At 72.7% G+C, this 22,103-nt stretch carries 20 protein-coding genes, 1 tRNA gene and 1 pseudogene; 10 read left to right on the top strand and 12 right to left on the bottom strand.

Annotated elements, in window-relative coordinates; all coding sequences use genetic code 11:
* The first annotated feature begins 115 nt into the window (after window positions 1-115).
* Window positions 116-901, top strand: coding sequence for an SAM-dependent methyltransferase (locus DCW30_RS17720; protein ID WP_076687747.1), 786 nt, complete (start codon window positions 116-118; stop codon window positions 899-901).
* 21 nt (window positions 902-922) lie between these two features.
* Here the strand turns inward: DCW30_RS17720 and DCW30_RS17725 are convergent, their stop codons facing one another.
* Window positions 923-1,402, bottom strand: a complete 480-nt coding sequence (locus DCW30_RS17725) for a diadenosine tetraphosphate hydrolase (RefSeq protein WP_076687748.1) — start codon at window positions 1,400-1,402, stop codon at window positions 923-925.
* Window positions 1,403-1,580: 178 nt separating this feature from the next.
* Between DCW30_RS17725 and DCW30_RS17730 the strand changes: the two genes are divergently transcribed.
* On the top strand, window positions 1,581-2,735 hold the full coding sequence (locus tag DCW30_RS17730) for an alpha/beta hydrolase (RefSeq protein ID WP_079250260.1): 1,155 nt from the start codon (window positions 1,581-1,583) through the stop codon (window positions 2,733-2,735).
* 807 nt (window positions 2,736-3,542) lie between these two features.
* On the opposite strand, the gene DCW30_RS17735 is transcribed toward DCW30_RS17730, so the two are convergent.
* Window positions 3,543-4,238 (bottom strand): DUF2637 domain-containing protein, encoded by a 696-nt coding sequence (locus tag DCW30_RS17735; protein WP_207230928.1) that lies wholly within the window; start codon window positions 4,236-4,238, stop codon window positions 3,543-3,545.
* A 1,036-nt stretch (window positions 4,239-5,274) separates the two neighbouring features.
* Here DCW30_RS17735 and DCW30_RS37500 point away from each other — a divergent pair.
* The 3 genes from DCW30_RS37500 to DCW30_RS17750 all read left to right on the top strand — a co-directional run bounded on the left by DCW30_RS37500 (window position 5,275) and on the right by DCW30_RS17750 (window position 7,600).
* Entirely contained in the window at window positions 5,275-5,502 is a 228-nt protein-coding gene (locus DCW30_RS37500; protein WP_237283479.1) for a hypothetical protein, read from the top strand.
* Between the two features lie 376 nt (window positions 5,503-5,878).
* Window positions 5,879-6,865, top strand: coding sequence for a DUF3500 domain-containing protein (locus DCW30_RS17745; RefSeq protein WP_257788624.1), 987 nt, complete (start codon window positions 5,879-5,881; stop codon window positions 6,863-6,865).
* A gap of 90 nt (window positions 6,866-6,955) precedes the next feature.
* The gene (locus DCW30_RS17750; protein WP_076687751.1) at window positions 6,956-7,600 is read left to right on the top strand and encodes a DUF7691 family protein; all 645 of its coding nucleotides are present in this window, start codon (window positions 6,956-6,958) and stop codon (window positions 7,598-7,600) included.
* A 44-nt stretch (window positions 7,601-7,644) separates the two neighbouring features.
* On the opposite strand, the gene DCW30_RS17755 is transcribed toward DCW30_RS17750, so the two are convergent.
* A tRNA-Trp gene (locus DCW30_RS17755) sits at window positions 7,645-7,719 on the bottom strand.
* Window positions 7,720-7,911: 192 nt separating this feature from the next.
* Here DCW30_RS17755 and DCW30_RS17760 point away from each other — a divergent pair.
* The 3 genes from DCW30_RS17760 (at window position 7,912) to DCW30_RS17770 (ending at window position 11,431) form a co-directional block, all read left to right on the top strand.
* Window positions 7,912-8,637 (top strand): HEAT repeat domain-containing protein, encoded by a 726-nt coding sequence (locus DCW30_RS17760; protein ID WP_076689736.1) that lies wholly within the window; start codon window positions 7,912-7,914, stop codon window positions 8,635-8,637.
* 3 nt (window positions 8,638-8,640) lie between these two features.
* Entirely contained in the window at window positions 8,641-9,645 is a 1,005-nt protein-coding gene (locus DCW30_RS17765; RefSeq protein WP_076687752.1) for a MerR family transcriptional regulator, read from the top strand.
* 1,018 nt (window positions 9,646-10,663) lie between these two features.
* A complete protein-coding gene (locus DCW30_RS17770; protein ID WP_076687753.1) occupies window positions 10,664-11,431 on the top strand; it encodes a cupin domain-containing protein in 768 nt (255 codons plus the stop codon).
* Window positions 11,432-11,464: 33 nt separating this feature from the next.
* On the opposite strand, the gene gdhA is transcribed toward DCW30_RS17770, so the two are convergent.
* From gdhA to DCW30_RS17795, 5 genes are all read right to left on the bottom strand, one after another.
* Complete coding sequence (gdhA, locus tag DCW30_RS17775) at window positions 11,465-12,823, bottom strand: NADP-specific glutamate dehydrogenase (protein WP_076687754.1); 1,359 nt, start codon at window positions 12,821-12,823, stop codon at window positions 11,465-11,467.
* Window positions 12,824-13,024: 201 nt separating this feature from the next.
* The gene (locus DCW30_RS17780) at window positions 13,025-13,663 is read right to left on the bottom strand and encodes an Rv1733c family protein (protein WP_079250262.1); all 639 of its coding nucleotides are present in this window, start codon (window positions 13,661-13,663) and stop codon (window positions 13,025-13,027) included.
* 143 nt (window positions 13,664-13,806) lie between these two features.
* On the bottom strand, window positions 13,807-14,640 hold the full coding sequence (locus DCW30_RS17785; protein WP_076687755.1) for a rod shape-determining protein: 834 nt from the start codon (window positions 14,638-14,640) through the stop codon (window positions 13,807-13,809).
* Window positions 14,637-14,999, bottom strand: coding sequence for a TraR/DksA family transcriptional regulator (locus DCW30_RS17790; RefSeq protein ID WP_076687756.1), 363 nt, complete (start codon window positions 14,997-14,999; stop codon window positions 14,637-14,639). Before DCW30_RS17790 ends, DCW30_RS17785 begins: the two co-directional genes overlap by 4 nt.
* A 55-nt stretch (window positions 15,000-15,054) precedes the next feature.
* Window positions 15,055-15,384 carry a TraR/DksA family transcriptional regulator gene (locus DCW30_RS17795; protein WP_062768429.1) on the bottom strand — a complete coding sequence of 110 codons (330 nt, stop codon included), beginning with the start codon at window positions 15,382-15,384 and terminating at the stop codon, window positions 15,055-15,057.
* Window positions 15,385-15,782: 398 nt separating this feature from the next.
* Here DCW30_RS17795 and DCW30_RS17800 point away from each other — a divergent pair.
* Both DCW30_RS17800 and DCW30_RS17805 read left to right on the top strand, forming a co-directional pair.
* Window positions 15,783-16,730, top strand: a pseudogene (locus DCW30_RS17800) (HAMP domain-containing sensor histidine kinase); the annotation flags it as partial.
* A 251-nt stretch (window positions 16,731-16,981) separates the two neighbouring features.
* Entirely contained in the window at window positions 16,982-17,692 is a 711-nt protein-coding gene (locus DCW30_RS17805) for a response regulator (protein WP_076687758.1), read from the top strand.
* A gap of 69 nt (window positions 17,693-17,761) precedes the next feature.
* Here DCW30_RS17805 and DCW30_RS36705 read toward each other — a convergent pair whose 3' ends face one another.
* The 4 genes from DCW30_RS36705 to DCW30_RS17825 form a co-directional block, all read right to left on the bottom strand.
* Window positions 17,762-18,874, bottom strand: coding sequence for a DUF6183 family protein (locus DCW30_RS36705; RefSeq protein WP_076687759.1), 1,113 nt, complete (start codon window positions 18,872-18,874; stop codon window positions 17,762-17,764).
* Window positions 18,875-18,964: 90 nt separating this feature from the next.
* A complete protein-coding gene (locus DCW30_RS17815) occupies window positions 18,965-20,107 on the bottom strand; it encodes a polyprenyl synthetase family protein (RefSeq protein ID WP_103557560.1) in 1,143 nt (380 codons plus the stop codon).
* A 180-nt stretch (window positions 20,108-20,287) separates the two neighbouring features.
* Window positions 20,288-20,917 carry a DUF6629 family protein gene (locus DCW30_RS17820; protein ID WP_076687760.1) on the bottom strand — a complete coding sequence of 210 codons (630 nt, stop codon included), beginning with the start codon at window positions 20,915-20,917 and terminating at the stop codon, window positions 20,288-20,290.
* Between the two features lie 106 nt (window positions 20,918-21,023).
* Complete coding sequence (locus DCW30_RS17825) at window positions 21,024-21,602, bottom strand: dihydrofolate reductase family protein (RefSeq protein WP_076687761.1); 579 nt, start codon at window positions 21,600-21,602, stop codon at window positions 21,024-21,026.
* Window positions 21,603-22,103: the final 501 nt, after the last annotated feature.

The following is a 22,103-nucleotide window of genomic DNA, read 5'->3' on the forward strand; positions in this document are numbered from 1 at the left end:
CCGGCGCGGACGTACGGCTGGTGACATAATCACCGGACCACCTGCCGCCTCACCTGCAGCGCCCGCCACCGGCTCGGTGAAACGGTCAGCGATCTCGCACACGCTGGAGTCACGCATGACGTCGCAGTCTTCCGCAAGCCGCATCGACACGAGCAGGGCCCACCCGGCACGCGTGTACGACTGGCTGCTGGGCGGCAAGGACAACTACCCGGTCGACCAGGAAGTGGCCGAGAAGCTGCCGCCGGAGGCCCGGCTCAATGCCCTGCGCAACCGGGCGTTCATGCACCGCGCGGCGGCGTGGCTGGCAGGCGCCGGCGTCGACCAGTTCCTCGACATCGGCACGGGCATCCCGACCGAGCCGAACCTGCACCAGATCGTGCAGGGCGTCGTGCCGTCCGCGCGGGTCGCCTACGCCGACAACGACCCCATCGTGCTGCGGCACGCCGAGGCGCTGCTGGTCAGCAGCCCCGAAGGCGCCACCGACTACATCGAGGCCGACGTCCGCAGGCCCGATGCCATCCTCGACCACGCGCGTACGTTCCTGGACTTCACGCGGCCCATCGCCCTGTCCATGATCGCGCTGATGCATTTCGTCACCGACGAGGAAGACCCCTACGGCCTCACACGGACCCTCCTCGACGCCCTGCCGTCCGGCAGCTACCTCATGTTCTCCCACGGCACCACCGACGAACACCCGCACCTGGTGAAGTCGGTGACCAAGACCTACCGCGAGGGCGAGATCCCGTTGCGCATGCGCACGCGGGCCGAGGTCGAGCCGTTCTTCGAGGGCCTGGAACTCCTGCCTCCCGGCCTGGTCACGGCGACCCAGTGGTACAAGGACACCCCGGCGCCCGTCGAGGAACCGAGCGGTTTCTACGTCGGCGTGGCACGCCTCCCTTGACCCGTCGGTGAGCCGCCCCGGCTACGCGGCAGCGGTCAGCCGGTGCAGTTCTTCGCCGATAGCGCCGCGCAGCGCATCGTGCCGCGTGGCCAGGGCGTGGCGCTCGTCGTGCCAGTGCTCGCGCCCGTAGAGCCACACCGGCAGGCGCACGAGGTCCGGCGGCTCCCACTCGAAGCGCGGCCACACATGGGCGTGCAGGAACCCGTCGGTGTTGCCGAGGATCTCCAGGTTCACCCTGCGGAAGGCCGGGTCGAACCGCCGGCAGGCACGCTCGACGGCCTCGCCGAGCACGTCCATGTCCGACAGGAACGTCAGCCTCTTCGCCTTCGGCAGCTCCGAGAGACGCTGCACATCGGGATCGTCCACGAGCAGCACCGAGTACCCCGGCAGGAACTGGACGTCCCCGATCGCCGCGAACCCCGCCCGCAAGCGGCGCATCACGGTGGGATTCTCGCCGCGCAGCGCGCTGCCTACCCGGTCGGTACGCCAGTCATCCGTCATGACGGGAACCTAACGCGGCGCACGGGGTAAACCAACGCGGTAGCCGATCTCCACCCGCGGCTGTATGTCCTGTCGCGACGGCGGCGATAGCTTCGCAGTGCCGTCCGGGCAAGGGCGGTTCCGGCGGCCCTGACCTGCCGGCGCCGGCCTGCGAGACATCGAACCGAAGGGTGGGGACATGCGGTGGTGGAGGTCGGGGACGACATGGCGAACGGCGGCCGCCCTGCTCGGAGGCCTGCTGCTCACCGCGGCCTCGCCCGCGGTCGCCTCGGCTGCCGGGGAGCCGCCCACGGCTGCCCCGGCCGCTGTGACCTGCCCCGACATCGGGTCCGGTGACTCCGACGGCCTGGACATGCGGTACTGGCGGCCGTCGCCCGACGGGCTCGTCTGCGAGGCGGAGTTCACCACGGGCGCGCTGTTCACCCCGCGCGGAGCTGGTGCGCCCCAGATCGATCCGGTGCGCAAACCCGTGCGCGTACGGGTCCACCTGCCCGCGGGATACGACCCGTCGGCCGAGTATCCGGTGCTCTACCTCCTCAACGGCGGCGCCGCCGACCACGAACAGTGGAGCAGCGGCGGCGGCCACATCACCCGCAGCGTCGAGCGAACCGGTTTCCCGGGCATCGTCGTGATGCCCGAGGGCGGCAAGGTCGGTTTCTACGCGGACTGGCACGGCTCCACCTACGGCAACTTCGCCCCTCTCTGGGAGACGTTCCACGTCGAACAACTGGTGCCCTGGATCGACACGCACTTCGCCACCTCCGGGAAACGAGCCGTCGCCGGCATGTCCATGGGTGGCTACGGCGCGCTGAAGTACGCCGCCCAGCACCCCGACGTGTTCAGCGCCGTCGGCGCCTTCTCCGGAGGCACCGACATTAGGCGCCCCGATCACCAGCAGATCGTCGACGACGGCACCACCCTCTACGGGGCCCGCTTCTGGCGGCACGGCACGGGCGGCGACATCGGGGACTACGGGAAGTACCTGCTGCCGGGCAACCCCGACGCCCTGCGCCGCACCGAGCTGGTCTTCGGCCCGCGGTCCGACTGGCCGTCGTATAACCCCGTACAGGTCGCCGAGAGCCGCCCCGACGCCTACCGGTCCTACCAGGGGAAGATGGCGCTCTACGCCGGCCGGGCCGAGGACCCCTACGCGTGGAACAACGCCCTCCACACGACCCTGAAGCAGCAGAACGTCCCCCACCGCTACTGCTCGGGGCCCGGCGGGCACGACTTCACCACCTGGACGCCCGCGCTCGAACACTTCCTGCGCCACGCCTTCGCTCCCGGGGCCACCACCTGCCCCGACGGCACCGGTTGGCGGCAGGAGCCCTGAGCCACGGCGGCCGGCTCCGGAGGCGTGGCTTGTCGGCGTCGGAGACGTGGTGCGTCAGCGCCGAAGGCGCGCGGGTAGCTCCACCCGGCGGCGTGGCACTTCGGGAGCGAGCGCCGCGCGGGCATCGGTGACACGGAGTCCGGCCGCCGCACAGGCGTAGGCGAGAACACGCGCCGTGTGCCCTCCACCACCAGCCGCGTCTCGCCGGGCGGCGGCAACTCCGGCAAGCACAGGTCGACGTCGGTCTTGAACAGCGAGTGTCGGGCGTCGCTCAACCCGGGATCCAGTGCGATCAGCCCTGCCGTCGCTCTTCCGGCGGCCCCGGTCCGGGCGGGCCCGAGCACCCGCTTCTCCGGGGGGTCGAGCGAGGTCACCCGCCGGCCGTCCTCCAGCGAGAGACCCACGTGCAGCCCGGACCGCCGTCCTCCCGGCTCGCCCAGCAGGCAGACCGGCCTGTGCACCGCGAGATGCAGGGTGACCGAACCCGGCCACACGGACCAGCCGACCACCATCACCCGCGCGGCAGGGCCCTCACCGGCCACGGCGAGCTGCGGCACGAGGGCGGGGGCGGGGGCGAACCAGTCGACCGGTGGCCGGTGACGGGCGGCGTCCTCGTGCGGAGGGCCCAGCCGGACCGCCACGTCATGCGGCTCGGCTGGTTCCTCGGGCAGTACCAAATCATCAAAGAATCCCATGCCTGCATGCTGTCACCAGCCACTGACAATCGGTCATCAGTGCAGTTCGAAGGCGCTCCTGTCCATGCTGACGGAGCCTGCGACCGTCCCCGGGCGGGAGCACGGCCGGGGGCTATCCCGACTTCGAGGGCGTTCTCCGGGTGCGGTGGCGAGGCTTGTTCTGACGTGGTGGACGGGTGAGGGTGATCTGCCGGACGAGCTGCTGGAAGCAGGCGAGAGCGGCCAGGGCGGGGAGGGCGGCCGCTGCCGCCTCGACCGGGGCACGCGGTGCCTGCGCGACGCACAGAAGCATGGAGACGGTGGAGAACAGCAGCACGACCGCCCAGGAGTGGACCGCCCGGCGCCGGTGGAGCGCGGCCCGGAGGATCGACAGGGAAGCGACCATCCAGGGGCCGTACACCAGCAGGGGCCACCAGCCGACCGCGGTGGCGGAGGTGCGGTACTGGGCGAGATGGCGCAGCGGGTCGTAACTGACGATGCCGCCGAAGACGCACACCATGGACACGACGACAGCGGCGAGCGCCGCGAGGAAGAAGCTGGTGGTGCGCAGCGCGCCGAGCTTTCGAGCGCGCGAACGAGAGCGGGAACGCGAGCGGCGACGGCGGCGGGCCGGAGAGGGGCGTAGCGGGGGCAGCTCACTCGTGATTTTGGTGAGACCGGCGAGCCGGTCCTCGTCGAATTCCTCGCCGACGGGTACTTCGGGTTCATGGGCAGCCGAAAAGGCGTTGTTCCGCTCGTCCTTGATGGCCTCGTGCAACAGGTGCGCGAGTTCCTCCGCCGGGTCCCAGTGCACCTCCAACGGGTCCAACCGGCCCGGGTGTTGCTCCCAGGCAGGGGAGTGGCCGGCCGCCGCCTGGTGTCCGTTGGCCGGCCCCTGGGCGGGCCCAGGACGGCTGTGACGGCCCCGCGTCTCATACATGGGCGACCTGCGGCCGGGAGTCGCGGGAGTGGACGCCGCACCCTTTGGGGGTGCCGGCCAGAGGGGTGTTCGTCAGAGGAGCGCTCGCCGGCGGGGTGTGTGCCAGAGTGGTGAAGTGGGCCTCGATAAGACCGAGTTCGTCATTAAGGTCTGCCAAGGGCCCGGCGGAGTACCTCAGATCGACTCTTCGGCAGTCGTCCTGCAAGGTCGCGCTCGAATTGTCGGCGGGGGCCGGGGTGAAGACCCAGGTGCCCATGCGAACCGCGGATGTCGCACCGCTCATCGTGCCGGCCAAGAGGTGCCCTGAAACATACGTTGGCCTTGCTGTGGTCATATCCCGTCCAACGGACCCGCGTGAGGGAAGATGCGTGGCAAATGGGTGGCCGACAGGTCGCATATTGCGTCTGTCGGTCTAATGATTATTGGTTCCTACGGCGGACTCGGGGCGGTCCCTGCTCGCCCGCTGTGCTGAGCCGATGCGCCGGAGTTGTCTTATGGGCGGGCTTGTCGTCACAGCACACCGGAATCAGCCTGGGGCGTGTGCGAGAGATCGTCTCGGCCGTGCTTTACGCCGGAGAGGAGGGAGCGGCAATGGCGGAACAGCCGTATCACCCGTTCCGGTCGTGCCTGCCGGCTTGAACCGCAGGGCCCAGGGTGCATCGATACGAGTTCATCGACACGGAGGGAATTCGTGTTCGTCGACAGGACATCCGGCGACACCGCGACGCGTGGATCGAGAAAGGGATCCCCGCTGCGGAGATCGAACGGGCCACCGTCTTCCAGGACCGTTGGGGGCGGACTCGCCCCGCCGCCGGCCCCGTTCTATGAGGGCTATGAGGGCGGTCCACGCATTCTGGACGCCCACTGCCCCGAGGAACTGGCCACGGGCGGCTGGTCGTTCTCGGCAGGAGACTGCCGGGTGTCCATGGCCCACAGCTTCATGGTCGGCCCCGACGGTGCGTTCGGCATCGGTCCTCGCCGCTGGACACCCCTGCATGCCGGCATCGACGGAGGGGCGGAATCCCTGGCGCCGGCCGCTCATGCCCGCCGCTGGGCCACGACCGTCACGAGGGTCACGCGCAAGGCCGTCGACGCGCTGGAGTTCGGCGACTTCGGGCCGGTGCTCGAAGCGCAGGGTGTGACCGACTCCTGATGGCGGGGCAAAGGACTCCCTCATCGCTGTGTGCCGAGGCGAGGCCGTGGGCCCGGACGCCCCGCGATGCCTTGAAGCGCACATCTACGGCGGCCTCGACGAGTGGGCCTTGCGTGGTGGCTGGCCAGCGGGCTTCTCGGTCTCGGTGTCCGGGGGCCGCAGCGAATGGGCGGACGAGGATGGCGCCTTGTCCGGGCCGTCGTCGGACGGCACGGCCGTGGAGGTGGGGGGCGACCGCCAGAGACGTCACGGCGAACAGCGGGCCGGGTATGGTCATCCGCCGAAGTGGCCACGGGATGGCGCACCATGGGATGCGGAAGCGCTGGCATCGCCCGAAGGGCGCGCCCGAGTCGGGACTGAGGGGGAGGGAGAGACAGTGAGCGGATATCGAGGCGGATGTCGATCGGAGGCCAGGGCGACGGCCGCTGCGATGCGGGAGGCGGTGCATGCGCTGCTTGCCGTGCTGGAGCCGGCGCAGGCCCGTGAGCTGCGCGCGGGCCCCACCAGGCTGGACGCGCCCGAGCTGCGGGAGTGGACGTATCTGCCGGGCTCACGCCCCGGGCTGCCCACGGAAGGCCTCGACGCACGCGGGCGTGCAGCCGTCGACGCCCTGTTGGCCACGGCGCACAGCGCGGCCGGGGCGGAACTGGCGCGGGGGGCGATCGAGGTGGAGCGCCACCGCCGCGCCATGGCCGGCGCCACGGGCGGCGACCGCTACTGGGTGCGTCTGCTGGGCGACCCGGACGGCGAAGAGCCGTGGGGCTGGCGGATGAACGGCCACCACCTCGCCGTGCACGTCACGGTCACGGCGGCCGGTATCCGGGTGACGCCGCACTTCATCGGCGCCGAGCCGGCGCGCATCGCGGACGGTCCCCAGGCCGGCCGCCGACTCCTGGGGCCCGAGGAGGACCTGGCACGGGAACTGGTCACGGACCTGGACGTCGGCCGCCGCGCCGAAGCGGTCTTCGCCGCCGCCCCGCCGGACGACATCCTGACCCGCGACGACCCCTTCGCCGACCCGGACCGGCTGCCGACCGGCCTGCCGTACGCCGGCATGACCACCGGTCAGCAGAAGTTGCTGGAGCGCCTGGTGCGCCGCTATCTGGACCGCGCACCCGCGGCGTACGCGCAGGAGTGCTGGTCCGACACCGTGGCGCGGGGACTGGACGGCCTGTCCTTCGCCTGGGCCGGTGGCAGCGCGCTCGGGGACCGGCACTACTACTGCGTCTGCGCCCAGGACTTCCTCATCGAGTACGACAACACCCAGGACGACGGCAATCACGCCCACTCGGTCTGGCGTCACCAGCGCCACGACTGGGGCGCCGACCTGCTCCGTGCGCACTACACGGAGCAGCACGGATAGCGCGGTGCGCCGCGCCTGGCAGGGGCGCGGTTCGCGTGAGCCGCGGCGCCCCGAGGGGCGTTGTCAGTGGGGGCTGTCACGATGGCGTGCATGAGCAAGGTCATCAATTGCAGCACCGGCGACGAGGCGCAGATCGTCGGCTTCCTGGGCGCCGCGGACAAGGTCACGGCGGAGCAGCAGCGCATCCTCGGCCATGTCCGCGAAGCCGCTCACGCCCGGCAGGCCGATCTGGACCACCAGGGCATCGACTGGGGCCTGTCCATCCCCGAAGCGCTCGACCACTTGGTGGCCGGACGGGCCGACGCAGACGGCGAGTATGCGGGGAACGCCTATTACACCGCCTTGCAGGCCGTCATCGACTCGACCGGTTCGGACTCCTGCACCCTGGGCAGTTACAGCAAGCCGTTCACCTTCTTCGGCCTGCTGGACAAGGAACTCACCCGGGCGGGAGTGCCCAGCGACCTGCTGCCCTACGACTTCCTGTACGCGGGGCCGCCCGCGGGGATACCGTTCCGCATTCCCAGCCCTGCCGACGGTTCCCCGGAGATGGGCCGCTGGCCCCTCGCCAAGGCCAAACCCGCGGCCGACGCGTATCGCGCGGTCATCGACCGGATCGACCCGGACTTCCGGTACGACCTCGACCTGCTCATCGAGAAGCTGGACTTCGAGGACGAGAACTGGCGGGACGTCGACTGGTTCACGCAGGACACGATCTTCTTCTCGATCGTGGGGTGACGCGCGGTTCTTCCGGCCGGTGGTCGGCCAGTGGTGCCCGGGGTGGCGGGTGACCGGATTCGAACCGGCGTCCTCGCGGTTTTGGAGACCGCGCGCGTCGACCCCTGCGCTACACCCGCCGCCCGCGATCCTACCGATGACCCTCCGGCGGGCTCACACCGAGCCCGGCCCCGCCGTACCTCTGGGCAGCGTGCGAGAGCGGGCGGTTTGACCTTGACACGGTGACAGGGTCTTCGCTGTGGCCGTAGGAGGTGGTCTCGATGACGATCACGGAGCAGGGGCAGGGGCAGGGGCAGGACGCGGACCCGGGTATGGGCACGGGCCCGGGCCCGTGCCCATACCCGGGTGCAGATGCGGGCGCGGGCGCGGAGACGGTGCGGGCGCTGCGAGGGCTGGAGGACGGGCGTTCGTCCGTGCGATTGCGGGCGGCACTGGCAGTCGGCACGGCACCTGACCCCCGCTGCGTCGACGTGCTCGTCGAGCGGTGCGCGGTCGAGCCCGAGTTCTTCGTCCGCGACATGCTGACCTGGGCGCTCACCCGGCATCCGGTGTCCCGCACGCTTCCCGTCCTGGTCCGCGAGGTCCGCTCGGAGCGTGCGCAGGCGCGCAGCCAGGCCCTGCATACGCTGTCCAAGATCGGGGACCCGCGGGCATGGCCGGCCATCACCCGGGAGTTGCTGTCCGACGCCGACGACGAGGTGGCGCGCAGCGCGTGGCGGGCCGCGGTCATACTCGTGCCCGACAGTGAGGGACCTGCCCTGGCGGCGGCGTTGGTGACGCAGCTCGGGCGCGGGGATCGGGAGACGCAGTTGAGCCTCAGCCGGGCGCTGGTGGCCTTGGGTGAAGTGGTCGTGCCGGCGCTGGATGATGCGACGATGGCCGATGACCCGCGGGTGCGTACGCATGCACTGGCCACACAGCAGTTGCTGCGCGACCCGGACACCGGATTCGAGTTCGCTGTCGAGGAGGCGAAGCGGATCGTGGCCCTTGGGGGCTCTGGCCGGAAGGGACGCGGCTCCGGCCGGGAGGGGCAGTAGGACGTGTTGATCGGTGAGGTGGCGCGGCGGTCCGGGGTCAGCGCCCGCATGCTGCGGCACTACGAATCACTCGGGCTGGTACGGCCCTCCGGCCGGACGGGCTCCGGATACCGGGAGTTCTCCGAGGACGACATCCGGCGGATCTTTCACATCGAGGGACTGCGGTCGCTGGGGCTTTCGCTGCGCGAGATCGGGCGCGCGCTCGACGATCCCGGCTTCACGCCGTCGGCGCTCGTCGGCGACCTCGTCCGCCGGACGCGCGAACGCATCGCGGCCGAGACCGAGCTGCTGGCGCGGCTGCGGGGTATCGATGCCGCGGGGCCCGCCCGTTGGGAGGACGCCCTGCACGTCGTCGCGCTGTTGCAAGCGCTGGGTTCGAAGAGTCCGGGCGCACGCCAGCGTGCAGCTCTTTCCACGGCCGACGGGCTTCCTCTGCCGGCGGAGGCCCTGGTCGAGGCCGCGCTGAGCGAGACCGAGCCGAATGTCGCGGGAGCCCTTCGATGGGCCCTGGCACGATCGGGCGAGGGCGGCCCGGCGCTGCTGGGGGAGGGGCTTCGCTCACCGGTGGCCGCGGTGCGCGAACGCGCCGTGCGGTGCCTCGCCGAGATGCCCGGAGACGAGGCCACCACGTATCTGCGGCAGGCCCTCGCGGACCCCGACATCGCGGTGCGCGCGTGCGCGGCCCTGGCACTCGGGGCGCGGGGAGTGGACGGTGCGATTCCGACGCTCGTCGAGATGATCGTGGCCGGCAGGAACGACACCGATGCCGCGGACGCGTTGAGCGTGCTGGCGAGCGACGCCGTGGCCGCGGATCAGATCGCGGCCCGGCTCGTCGACCGCCTCGCTCTCGGCAGCACCGGAGCGCCCGCGCGCGGTCGGCTGACGCAGGCGCTGGGTTCCGTACCGGGGGCGCGGGCTGCGCGCGCCCTCGCGGATCTGTCGCGTGACGAGGACCGAGCGGTCGCGTTCACGGCGGAGTACCTGCTGCGGCTGCGCGACGCGTCCTGACGGCCCCGAACTCCGCCGGCTCCCCGCCTCTCCGTCCGCCACGAACTCCAGCGGCTCTCCGCAGCCTTCATGCCCCTCGGGGTCCTGCGGCTCCTGCCCGGGAAGTCCGCGCAGCCTTCGTGCCCCGCGGGGTTCTGTGGCTCTGGTGGCTTCCGCCCGCAGGCTCGGGCGGCTCCCGGCACCTTCCGTCCGTCACGAACTCCGGCGGCTCCCCACGCCCCTCCACGCCCCTCGGAGCCCTGCGGCTCCGGTAGCTTCCGCCCGCGGGCTCCGGGGCGCCGGCACCTTCCGTCCGTCATGAACTCCGGCGGCTCCCCGCCCCCCTTCGTGCCCCACGGGATCCTGTGGCTCCGGTAGCTCCCGCCCCGAACTCCGGGCGGCTCCCCGCCCCCTCCGTCCGCCACGAACTCCAGCGGCTCCCCGCACCTCCATGCCCGCCCCCCCCGGAGCCCCACGGCTCCTATGCCCCTGGGGCTCCCGCAGCCCGCATGCGGATTCCAACGCCCCACCAAGAACAAGGCCCCCCACCAAGACCAAGCTCCCAGCAAGCCGCCCCAACACCTCAATACGCCCACACGCCAACACCGCAACGCCCCCGCACTCGTCCCGGATTGCGTCGCTCCGCCCTGTTGACCGCCCGGGGCGAACGATGCTTGAGTGACACGGCGGGAGAAAGCGCTTGCTATAACCGTCGTCCCACCCGTGGAGGCCCCTGGGCACACCCAGCCCCCGTCGTGCCGCCACCGCACGCGCGCCCCCGGCGAACCGCCGCGGCCGTGCGGGCATGAGCGCCAGTCGCCCGCAATTCCGCCGCCGATCTGCCGGGCAGCGCCCTGATAGCTGCTGCCGCCACCCTGTGCGCCACGTTCCTGTGGATGCTGCCGCTGCTGGCTCCGCTGCTGGGGGGACCGCCGGCTCTCACGGTGACGGCCGTGGAAATGCGTATCGCCCCTTCGCCCGAGGACAACTGACGCCGCCGCGGCCGCGGCCGGATCACCACCCATCTGGAGGGTCTGTCATGGTGAGCGTTCCACCGTCACTGCCGGGGGCCGTCGGCCTGTCGCATCTGAGCGCCTACCCGTGGGAGGCGGCCGACGGCGTCTGCGGCGGCAGTCCCCACCTGCACCTCGTGTGCACCGAGGCGTACGTCGTCACCGGCGGGCGCGGCGCCGTGCAGACCCTCGGCCCCGACGGCTACCGAGACATCCCGCTGGCGGAGGGCTCCGTGGCCTGGTTCACGCCGGGCACCGTGCACCGCATGGTGCAGGGCGGCGAGCTGCGGATCACCGTCCTGATGCAGAACGACGGCCTGCCCGAGGCCGGGGACGCGGTCTTCACCTTCCCGCCCGCCGTCCTCGCCGATCCCGAGTGGTACGCGTCCGAGGCGCGGCTGCCGGCCAGGAGCGGCCCGGGGGCGGAGCGGGCCGCGCGCAGGCGACGGGACCTGGCGGTCGAGGGGTATCTGCCGCTGCGGGAGGCGCTCCAGGCGGGGGACGACGGCCCGTTCCTGGCGTTCCAGCGGGCCGCGGCGCGACTGGTCAGGGACAAGGTGCCGGGCTGGCGCGAGCTGTGGCGGTCCGGCGCGCTGGCCGCGGCGGAGCGCACCGGCGCCCAGCTCGACGCGCTGGAGGCGGGCAGCGCGGCCCACCTCACCGGGGCAGGCTCCTACGACATGGTTCCCGTACGCCGTGGCGGCTACGGCATGTGCGGCCGCAGGGACGAGTACGAGCCAGGTCTGCGGGCCGCGTCCACGTGGCCGGACGCGTCCCGCCGGCCGCACGCCTGACGGGGTGCGGCCGGCCGGAATGAGGCGGGACCGTCAGATCACGCCCTGGGCCAGCATCGCGTCCGCGACCCGCTCGAAGCCCGCGATGTTGGCGCCCGTGACGTAGTCGCCGGGGGAGCCGTAGCGCTCGGCGGTCTCGTGGCACGTGGTGTGGATGTCGTTCATGATGTGCGTCAGCTCCTCCTCGACCCGGTCCGCCGTCCACGACGTACGGGCGTGGTTCTGCGCCATCTCCAGGGCGCTGACCGCGACGCCGCCCGCGTTGGCCGCCTTGCCGGGGCCGAAGGCGACGCCGGCCTCCTGGAACAGGCGCACCGCCTCGGGGGTCGACGGCATGTTGGCGCCCTCGGATACCGCCTTCACTCCGTTGCGGATGAGCGTGGCGGCGTCGGAGCCGTCCAGTTCGTTCTGCGTGGCCGACGGCAGCGCGATGTCGGCGGGGACGTCCCAGACCCGCCCGCCGGGCACGAAGCGGGCCGAGGAGCCCCGGCGCTCGGCGTAGGTGTCGACGCGCCCGCGCTCGACCTCCTTGACCTGCTTGAGGAGGTCGAGGTCGATGCCCTTCTCGTCCACCACGTAGCCGGACGAGTCCGAGCAGGTCACGGCGTTGGCGCCGAGGGCGGCGAGCTTCTGGATGGTGTAGATGGCGACGTTGCCGGAGCCGGAGACGACGGCCGTGCGGCCCTCCAGATCCTCGCCGCGCTCGCGCAGCATCGCCGCCGCGAACAGGACGTTGCCGTAGCCGGTGGCTTCCGGACGGATCAGGGAACCGCCCCAGCCCTGGCCCTTGCCGGTGAGGACACCGGCCTCCCAGCGGTTGGTGATGCGCCGGTACTGGCCGAAGAGGTAGCCGATCTCGCGCCCGCCGACGCCGATGTCACCCGCGGGGACGTCCGTGTGCTCGCCGATGTGCCGGTACAGCTCCGTCATGAACGACTGGCAGAACCGCATGACCTCCGCGTCGCTGCGGCCGTGCGGCTCGAAGTCGCTGCCGCCCTTGCCGCCGCCGATGCCGAGGCCGGTCAGCGCGTTCTTGAAGATCTGCTCGAAGCCCAGGAACTTGATGACACCGAGGTTCACCGACGGGTGGAAGCGCAGACCGCCCTTGTAGGGGCCGAGCGCGCTGTTGAACTCCACCCGGAAACCGCGGTTCACGTGGACGCGACCCCGGTCGTCCTGCCACGGCACCCGGAAGAGGACCTGCCGCTCGGGCTCGCACAGCCGCTCGATCAGGCCGGGCTCGGCGTACTCCGGGCGGGCGGCGAGGACCGGCTCCAACGTCTCCAGGACCTCGTGCACGGCCTGGAGGAACTCGGGCTGGGCCGGGTTACGGTGTTCGATCTCCGAGAGCAGCTGCGCGAGCGTGGACTTCGAATCGGGTCGAGTGGTCAAAAAAGGAGGCCTTTCTGGCACGGCTGGCACCGGCGATCCGGTACAGGGCGCGGCTCACCGCGGTACAGCCCGTAGGGACGCTCGGCGCCGTTGCCGTGCGCGGGACACTCAAGTGTTACGCGCATGTAAACATACGGACCGCTGTTCGGGTCCAGAGTACGACCACTATGCGAGACCGGACCGCACGGCTGCGGCCGGGCGTCAGGGCGAGGTGGTCCAGCGCGGAGCGGTCCGGGCCCAGCGCGATTCCCAGTCGGCCAGGTTGTGCCGGTGCAGGCTCAGCGCGGCGACGCCGTAGACGGCGGCGCCCGCGACGGCGACGGCCAGGAAGGCGATGACCGCCCAGCCCATGGCACGGCTGCGGATCTCGTCGGCGGCCATGGGCGCCCCGGTCAGCGCTCCCCGGGCGTCAACCCAGACGTCGACCGTGCTGCCCCGGCTCAGCCCCGGCAGGACGTCGGTCTCGGCGGTGCGGGTCTCTCCGCCGGGAGCGGTGTAGCGGACGGGGACCGGGTAGCGGGCCTTCTTCGCCTCGTCGGAGCCGGGCTCCGGGTGGCGCGGGGAGTCATGGGTGAGGGTGGCGACCAGGAGGTGCCGGGTCTGCTCCTGCTCCTCGGCGACGGCGCGGTAGCGGGCGCGGGCGGCGTCCCCGGCGGAGAACGCGGCGGCCAGCCCCAGTACGGGCGCGAGCAGCAGCAGGGCCAGCGCGGTCCAGCCCTGGATGCGGTCGGTGCGCCTGCGCAGCGGGTTGTGCCGCCACCGCCACAGTGACAGGGGGTGCACCGGCTCGTGCCGCCCCGCAGAGGGGGACGGCTGCTCGGAGGGCATGACGCCGGACACGGTGGTTCCCCTTCCGGTGACGGGATGGCGCGGTGACGGGACAGAGAGCCGGCGGAAGTGCCGGTGGGCGGCGACTGGGCGGATACGTCGGGGAGGGCCACGGGCCGGTGGAACGGCACCGGCCCGTGGCGGTGGGGACGGGCTCAGCGGGACAGCGGGCCGTAGCCGGGCGGGGACGCCGTGCCGTGCGAGGGGTGGGAGTGCGCGGCACGCAGGATCTTCGCCGCGCCGCGGACGGCGGCGGTGTGCGGCGCGGCGACGGCCCGAAGGGGCGCCTGGAGGCCGGTGATGAGCCGCCGGGCGATGTCGGGCCGCAGGGCGCCGCCCCCGGCCAGCAGGGCGCCCCGGCTCAGCGCGTCCGCCGTGACCGGCGTGAGGTCCTGGCGGAGCATCGACGTGATCATGGTCGTGACGGCCTCGCCGATCTCCGCCGAGGTGTGGGCGCCGGCCAGGTCGGCGGTGCCCAGAGCGGTGCGGCGGGCGTCGAAGACGTCGCCGTCCACCAGCAGGACGACCTCGGTGAGGTGGGCGCCGATGTCCACCACGAGCAGCGGGCGTTCGAGGTCGGCGTCCGCCGCCAGCGCGATCGCGCGTGCGGCGGGCACGGTGATCACCGAGCGCGGACGCAGCACCTGCACCGCTGCGCGGGCGCGCTCACGGTAGAGGGGACCGTCGAGGACGGGCGTGGTGACGACCACCAGGGGCCGGGAGAGGCGGTGCAGGCGGTCACCCAGCAGGCGGTCCAGCATCCGCGCCGCCCCGGGCACGTCCACGATCGCGCCGCGCTGGATCGGGTAAGCCGCCCCGGCCCCGGGGAAAGTGATCGTGGGCACGTCGAGTATCGCCTTGCGGCCGGCGATCCAGGCGCGGGTGCGGGCGCTGCCCATGTCGAGGGCCAGCCCGCAGCACTGCCGGCACAGCGGCCAGGGCCGGTGCCTTTCCAGGAAGGTGGGACGGCCCCGGCGGACGGCGCTCACGGCTGCGCCTCCCGTACGTGCTGGCACCGTCCGCAGTAGCGGGCCTGCGGCACGATCATCAGGCGCTCGCGCTCCACGGGGCGGCGGCACAGGTGGCAGGCGCCGTAGCGGCCCTCGGCGATGCGCCGCAGCGCCGCCTCGACGTCGGCGAGGACCATGCGGGCGGAGGCGGCGAGCTTGTCCCGCACCTCGGCCCGCGCCGCGGACTGCCGGTGGGCGCCGGCCCGGGGGGGCGCGTCGATCTTCCGCAGCTGCTCCCGGCGGAAGAGCAGCTGTTCGCGCAGGTTCTCCTGCAGTGCGGCGAGGTCTTCGGGCGGCAGGTGCGCGGCTCGGTCGCCGATGGTCTGATGGTTCACCACTTCACCCCTCATGCAGGGCGGGAAACGAAGGCGGGACGGTGGGCCGGCGGCCGGGTCAGGCCGAGGCGCGGCGCTGGCAGGTGACGCAGTACCGGGTGTAGGGCAGGATCTCCAGGCGCTCGGCGGGGACAGGCGCGGAGCAGCCGAGGCAGGCGCCGTAGGAGCCGTCGTCGATGCGGGCGAACGCCTCGTCGATCTCCTTGAGGACCCGGCCGATCGCCTCCGCCTGAGCGGACATCAGATGGTCCTCCGCGCTCTGGCCGGTCTCGTCGAGCGCCCGCAACTGCGCCAGGCGGCTGCTACGGGCGTGTTCGAGGCGCTGGCGCGCGTCGTGGGCGGTCAGCCCCGCGGAACGGGAGCCGGTGCGGGAGGTGTCGAGGGTCACGGGAGGGTCCTTCCTACGGGCCGCGGGGCGCGGTGACGGGCCCCAGGGCGCAGCGATGGCCGCCCGGTACGGACGAACGCTCGGCGGACCCCGAGCGCCGGCCGTACCGGGCGGCCTGATCACCTCCGACTCTGCTCCTCGCCGCGCCCGAATCCCATCGGGCGCAGGCCCCATTGACCGGGGGGCGCGATACCCATGAGCGGCCGTAAGAGATCCCTGAACGCCTCGGATATGGTGATCTCAGGCCCTCGACGGCGCACAGACCGCAGGGCAGCATGGGCCCCGAAAGGCGTGAATCGAAGGCTCGGCGCTCCGCGCCACGCAGCGTGCGCCACCCATCGGCCGGAGCGGAGCACGGCCGCCCCCTACGCACCCCCCTACGCAGAGGAGCTGTCCCGGTGTCACTGTTCGGGCGGATCTTCGGGCTCAACGCCCTGGTCCTCGGCGCCGCGACGGCGCTGCTGCTGTGGGCGCCGGTCACCGTCTCCGTACCGGTGCTGCTGACCGAGGCGTTCATCCTGGTGGGCGGCCTCGCCGTCATGCTCGTCGCCAACGCCGCCCTGCTGCGCTGGGGCCTGGCCCCGCTGGGCCGGCTGACGAAGCTGATGACCACCGTCGACCTGCTGCGCCCCGGGCAGCGGCTGCCCGTGCCCGGCGCGGGTGGTGGCAGCGAGGTGAGCGAGCTGATCCGCACCTTCAACGCCATGCTCGACCGCCTCGAGCACGAGCGGGCCACCTCCAGCGCGCGGGCGCTGCTCGCCCAGGAGGCCGAACGGCGCCGCATCGCCCAGGAGCTGCACGACGAGGTCGGGCAGAGCATGACCGCGATCCTGCTGGTCCTCAAGCGGGCCGCGGACGACGCCCAGGAGCCGCTGCGCGGGGAACTGCACCAGGCCCAGGAGATCACCCGGGACAGCCTGGACGAAGTCCGCCGTCTCGTGCGCCGCCTGCGCCCCGGTGTCCTGGACGACCTCGGGCTCATCAGCGCGCTGACCTCGCTCACGCAGGACTTCGCCACCCACGCCGGGCTCTACGTGGCGCGCCGCTTCGACACCGACCTGCCCGCCCTCGCCCCGGAGACCGAGCTGGTCCTCTACCGGGTGGCGCAGGAGAGCCTGACGAACGCGGCCCGTCACGCCGAGGCGAGCCGCGTCGAGGTGAGCCTGCGGCGTGTCGGGGACGCGGTGGAGCTGGAGATCGCCGACGACGGCCGCGGCATCGAAGCCGCGTGCGAGGGCGCAGGGATTCGCGGCATGCGCGAACGGGCCCTGCTGGCCGAAGCCACCTTGGACCTCACCTCCCGGCCCGGCTCCGGCACCCGCATCCGCCTCACCGCCCCACTCCCGGCAAGCGGCCGCCCCGCCCCGGCACATGACACCGCGGCCCGGGACGGCCTCCCGACCCCGGGAAGTGGCTACTCGGCCCCGGGGAGTGGCTTGGACGCCCCCGAGAGTGGCACCCCGGCTCCGGTAGGTGGCACCCCGGCCCAGGGAAGCGGCCACCAGTCCCCCGAAAGCGTCACGCCGCTGCCGGCGGCGGAAGGTGTCGGCCTTTCGCTGCCGGAAGGTTTCGCCCCTCCGCCTAGAAAGTCCCTTTCATGACCGACCCGGCCCAGCCCCCTGAACCCACCGCGTCGTCGGCGTCCTCCGACGACGCCGTGCGGCCGATCCGTATCCTGCTCACCGACGACCACGCCCTCGTACGCCGTGGGGTCCGTCTGATCCTCGACCGGGAGCCCGATCTCCAGGTCGTCGCCGAGGCCGGAGACGGTGCCGAGGCCATCGAGGCGGCCCGCGGCCATGACATCGACCTGGCCGTCATGGACATCGCCATGCCGCGCCTGACCGGCCTGCAGGCAACCCGCGAACTGGTGGCGCTCAAGCCGGGCCTGCGCGTCCTGATGCTGACCATGCACGACAACGAGCAGTACTTGTTCCAGGCGCTCAAGGCCGGCGCGTGCGGCTACGTGCTGAAGTCGGTCGCCGACCGCGACCTGGTCGCCGCCTGCCGGGCCGCCATGCGCAACGAGCCGTTCCTCTACCCCGGCGCGGTCACCGCCCTGATCCGCAGCTATCTGGAGCGGGTCAGGCACGGCGAGGAGAACCCCGATCAGCTCCTCACCCCGCGCGAGGAGGAGGTCCTCAAACTCGTCGCCGAGGGCCACTCCTCCAAGGACATCGCCGAGATGCTCTTCATCAGCATCAAGACCGTGCACCGCCACCGGGCCAACCTGCTGCACAAACTCGGCCTGCGCGACCGCCTCGAACTGACCCGCTACGCGATCCGCGCCGGCCTCATCGAGCCCTGAGCCCCTGAGACCTCGAACCCCTGAGACCTTGAGCCTGGGCCCGGGCGGCCCGGCGCGGTGCGCCCGCTCCTAGTCGGTGTCGGTCGCCGCCAGGACGGCGAGCCGGCGGCGGTCGGGGGAGAGGGCTGCCAGGCCGTAGGAAGAGCCGACGTCGTCGTGGAACCACTCCGTGCCGGCCTGGAAGTGGAACCACGTGCTCTGCCGGGCCCGGCGCTGCACCTCCTCCGCGCTCGCGCCCGCCGGGGCGCCGCTGAGCCCTGCGAGCGAACGCCACGTCCACAGCCGGCCGTAGGCCGCGTGCACGCCCGAGCCGCCGAAGCCGCCCATCGAGGCGGTGGCGAAGAGCAGGCGCCAGACGTCGCCCAGAGGGCGGACGGCGATCTCGAAGCGGTCCGTGGGGCCGAGCCCGTCGAGGCAGGCCATGGGCAGGGCCGGCAGCAGCGCGGGCACCCGTTCGGGCGCCAGGGCCTCGTCCGGCTCGAAGACCCAGGCGCCGCAGTCACCCCAGTCGCCCGCCTGCGCGGCGGCGGTGATGCTCTCGTGGACGTGCGTGGTGGCGAGGTCCCGGAGGGACGATCGCGGGGAGGTGCGGGGCACCGGCGGGTCGACCCGCCTCTCGGCGGAGAGCCCGCCGGGCATCCCGCTCGCGGAGCCGTGGACTGAGCGGCTCGGGAAGCGGGCGCCGGCCTCGAAGTCGCGGCGCTGGTCCGGGAGCCAGGCCAGCGCGTGCCCGCCGGGCCGCACGACCGGCCAGGAGCGCAGCTGCGGGAAGGACGCGATGTCCACGCCACGCAGCACCAGCTCGTGGAAGAGGCAGGCGCGCAGCTCGTCGAGGCCGTCCGACCGGGGGCGGTCGAAGACGACCGTTGCCAGGTCGGTGGCCTCGTGGTGCTCGGCGAGGAGCGAGGCGATGAAGCGCGGCGTGCAGCCGTTGCCGGGCGGACGCTTCTCGGCCAGGAGCCGGAGCAGTTGCGCCAGGCTGTCGCGGCCGGGGGTGAGGGCGAGTACCCGTACCACGTGGGCGAGTCGGCGCTCGTGCTCCCGCACCAGCTCGGCGGCGGACTCGTACTGGTCGGCCAGCCGTGACGCGAGGTCGCGCAGATACGCGGTGTCGCCGTGCGCGGCGCGCTGCTCGGCCCGGGACCGTGTGCGGTGGCCGGGATCGTCCGGGGCGTCTTCCATGATCCGTCACCCTACGATCCGCCGGCCGCGATGGCCGCCCACGGGACGGGGCCGGCCGGCACCGGTGGGGCAGGCCCAGCCGAGCACCCGTCAGGGGCCGTGCGAAGCGCCCCTGCCGGCGGGCAGGAAGTGGGTCTCGGCCTGGACACGTGCCCGTAGCGCGGAGCCGAAGGGGCAGTCCGGCGCGAGGTCGTCGAGCAGGGCGCAGGCCTCTTCGCGCAGCGCCGACAGGCGTGCGTGATAGGGACGCAGCACCTCGGGCGCGGTCATCATGGCGCGCAGTTGTTCCCGGTCGACGGCCGAGTAGGGAGCTCTCCGCAGGAAGGCCAGAGCCTGTTGGAGGCTCTGGCCGGACAGGAAGTCGAGCAGGTGGACGAGGAGGTAGGTGGGTGTCCGGTTGCGCAGATCCTCGCCGGGCCCGTCCCGCAGGTCGTCCTCGTCGTTGCGGAACTGCGCCAGCATGCCCAGGATCTGCCCGAAGCGGTGCCATGCCGCGACGAGTTCGGCGTCGGAACCCGAGAGGCGCGTCGTGCCGGTGGCCAGTCGGGCCGCCATGGCACAGGCCATGGCGTAGATGGCCCCGCTCTTGTCCCGGTAGACGTCGAGGATGGCCTGCGGGGTGGTCCGTTCGGGCTCTATGAGGAGATCCCCGAGCTGACCGTTGCTGGCGGCCGTCCAGCCGTCGAGGTAGGTGTCCACCAGCTCGTTGCGTACGGCCTCCGGGGCGTTCACGGCGGCGAGGGCCCGCAACGGCAGGGCGTAACCGCACTCCAGCGCCGCGGTGAGGGCGGCGCCGCGGGAGATCCCGTACAGGTGGGGCCCGGCGTCGCCGTCGGCGAAGTCGTCGAAGGTGTTGGCGGCGCGCCACCACAGGGCGTGCGCCGCGGCGACGGGGACGGCCGGGGCGGGGTCGCCCGTCATGGCCCCATGCACCAGGAACGGCAGGGAGTGTTCGAGCGGTGACGCCCTTCCGTGCGCGACGAGCCGGCTGACGGAGGACTGCAACTGCGCGTGCTGGGGCGGGTAGGCGTCGAGGAGTTCGGCGACGTACTGACGGACGTGGGGCAGGTTCCGGGCCAGGGCGGCTTCGGCCGTGGCGGACGAGGACGGGGTTACGGGCAGCGGCTCGGAGAGCAGGACGGCCTCCTTGGTGAACGTGGGCGTGGCGTCGACAGGCGATTGCGCGTGGCGGCTGCGAAGCGACCGCTCTGTGTAGGGTGCCCACTTCGGCAAAGGCCCCCACTCCGCACCGCTTGACCGGCGGAGCGCGCGCCCGGCTCACGGCGCGGCGTCCGGGGCCGTGCCCGGAGGGGGGAGCGCGCGATGCGCGCCGCGAAGCCCCCTGGGACGCGTACGCGAGCGGGGCGCACCTCGGCGGAAACGGCGCTCGGGGCCGACGGATCGGGACAGGCCTCAAGGCCGAGGACTCGACGGGCGGCGCCTTCCGACCCACAGCGTCAGGACCACCGAGCACACGGCGGCGGACGCGCACCACGTCGAGATGTACTCCTGCCGCCACAGGGTGAACGACACGGCGGCCCCGGCGGTGACCAGGACACCGAACAGGACCAGCCCCCGGTCGCCGGACAGGAGCAGGGAGCCGATGGTGGCGGCGAGGTAGCCGAGCACGGTCAGCTCCGGGTGCGGCAGCCCCAGGGAGTACCCGACGGTGTGCCCCCGGATCTCGGCCGTCACCGTGCGGGTCGCCAGCGCGTGGGCGAGCGCCGTCGCCGTCGCGACACCCACCGCCAACGGCAGGAGCAGGCCGCTGCGGGAGCCACGGGGCGCGGCGCACAGCACGGCCGCCGGCACCCACAGCGCGAGCAGCGGGAGTGCGATGACGGCCCAGGCAAGGGTGGCGGGCCCGCTGCCGCCGTCGTGGTGCCAGACCACAGCCTCGACGATCTGATGGGCACCCAGCAGGAGCGGCAGCGCGGCCAGCGGCAGATCGCGCGGGCGGCGGGCCGCCAGGGCCACCGAGGCGACGCCCGCGGCCGCGATGCCCGCGCCCGCCACGAGGTCGGCCGTCGCGCTCCAGCACATGGCGGAAACGCTACGGAGGTCCTGGCGCGGTGGCGCGCCGGGTGGCCCTGAACCGCCGCGGAACACCCGCGTCCCGACGGGCCCCGGGACGGGGCCCGCGGGCGGTTCACCCGTGCACGGTGGGCCGGTAGATCAGCTCCTGGACGCGGCCGTCGAGCGTGCGCTGCTCGATCAGTTCGAGGTCGAAGTCGGCCGCGCCCCGGAAGACCGGGTCGAGCCCGGTCCGGCCGGTGATCACGGGGAAGAGCGTCACCTGCACGCGGTCGACCAGACCGGCGGCCATCAGCGCCCGGTTCATCGACAGGCTGCCGTGCGAGCGCAGCGGCACCTCGGACTCCGCCTTGAGCCGGGCGACCACGTCGACGGCGTCACCGCTCACGACGTGCGCGTCCGGCCAGTCGAGGGGCTCTTTCAGCGTGGTCGACACCACCGTCGCCGGCAGGTGCCTCATCCGGGTGACCCAGGGGTCACGTACGTCGGACTCCTCGGTGCTCGCGGCCAGCATCTCCGCGAACACACGGTAGGTGGTGGCCCCGAACACCATCCGCTGCTCCGCGCGGTACAGGGCGAGGCGGTGGTCGAGGAGCTCGGGGCCCTGCTTGCCCCAGTAGCCGGTCCAGTCGCCGCCGGCGGCGCCGAAGCCGTCGAGGCTGGAGAAGACGTCGAAGGTGTAGGGCGCGGTCATGATGGCCTCCAAGCCGTGGGGCGTGCTGAAAGTACTGACCGGCGAGCAGGCCGAGAATCATCGCTGCGGTGGACGGCGTGCCGTACGACCGGTGGGCCCGGGTGACCGACGGCCGCGCGGGCCTCAGCCGAACCGCAGGACGCGCGGGGCGAACGTGGCCTCGGGGCCGGCGGCCCTGCCGACCGACCAGACCGTCTCCGTCCCCGGCATCGGCGCCGGCCGGAGCGTCGCGGAGCCGCCCTCCCCGGCCACCGCCGGTTCGCCGTACTCGGTGAAGGACCGGCCGTTCCAGGCGAGGAAGTCCGGCCCGGGGACCAGCGGCGGAGTACTGCCGGGCGGGCCCCACTTCTGCGACTGCGACCGAGACCCAGCCCAGCCCGCCGGACGCGCCGGGTGCCAGTGAGCTGATCGAACCGAAGTCGGCCGGCACGCTCACCCTGCTCCACGACTGACCGTCGAAACGGACGAGGAGGGGCGGGATCGGCTTGCCCGCCGGACCCC

Source organism: Streptomyces alfalfae, from assembly GCF_004127445.1.
GTDB lineage: Bacteria > Actinomycetota > Actinomycetes > Streptomycetales > Streptomycetaceae > Streptomyces > Streptomyces alfalfae.

Coding starts and splice junctions, on each gene's coding strand:
- DCW30_RS17720 (WP_076687747.1), top strand. CDS start 116: ATGACGTCGCAGTCTTCCGCAAGCCGCATCGACACGAGCAGGGCCCAC.
- DCW30_RS17725 (WP_076687748.1), bottom strand. CDS start 1,402: ATGACGGATGACTGGCGTACCGACCGGGTAGGCAGCGCGCTGCGCGGC.
- DCW30_RS17730 (WP_079250260.1), top strand. CDS start 1,581: ATGCGGTGGTGGAGGTCGGGGACGACATGGCGAACGGCGGCCGCCCTG.
- DCW30_RS37500 (WP_237283479.1), top strand. CDS start 5,275: ATGGCCCACAGCTTCATGGTCGGCCCCGACGGTGCGTTCGGCATCGGT.
- DCW30_RS17750 (WP_076687751.1), top strand. CDS start 6,956: ATGAGCAAGGTCATCAATTGCAGCACCGGCGACGAGGCGCAGATCGTC.
- DCW30_RS17760 (WP_076689736.1), top strand. CDS start 7,912: ATGGGCACGGGCCCGGGCCCGTGCCCATACCCGGGTGCAGATGCGGGC.
- DCW30_RS17770 (WP_076687753.1), top strand. CDS start 10,664: ATGGTGAGCGTTCCACCGTCACTGCCGGGGGCCGTCGGCCTGTCGCAT.
- DCW30_RS17805 (WP_076687758.1), top strand. CDS start 16,982: ATGACCGACCCGGCCCAGCCCCCTGAACCCACCGCGTCGTCGGCGTCC.
- DCW30_RS36705 (WP_076687759.1), bottom strand. CDS start 18,874: ATGGAAGACGCCCCGGACGATCCCGGCCACCGCACACGGTCCCGGGCC.
- DCW30_RS17820 (WP_076687760.1), bottom strand. CDS start 20,917: ATGTGCTGGAGCGCGACGGCCGACCTCGTGGCGGGCGCGGGCATCGCG.
- DCW30_RS17825 (WP_076687761.1), bottom strand. CDS start 21,602: ATGACCGCGCCCTACACCTTCGACGTCTTCTCCAGCCTCGACGGCTTC.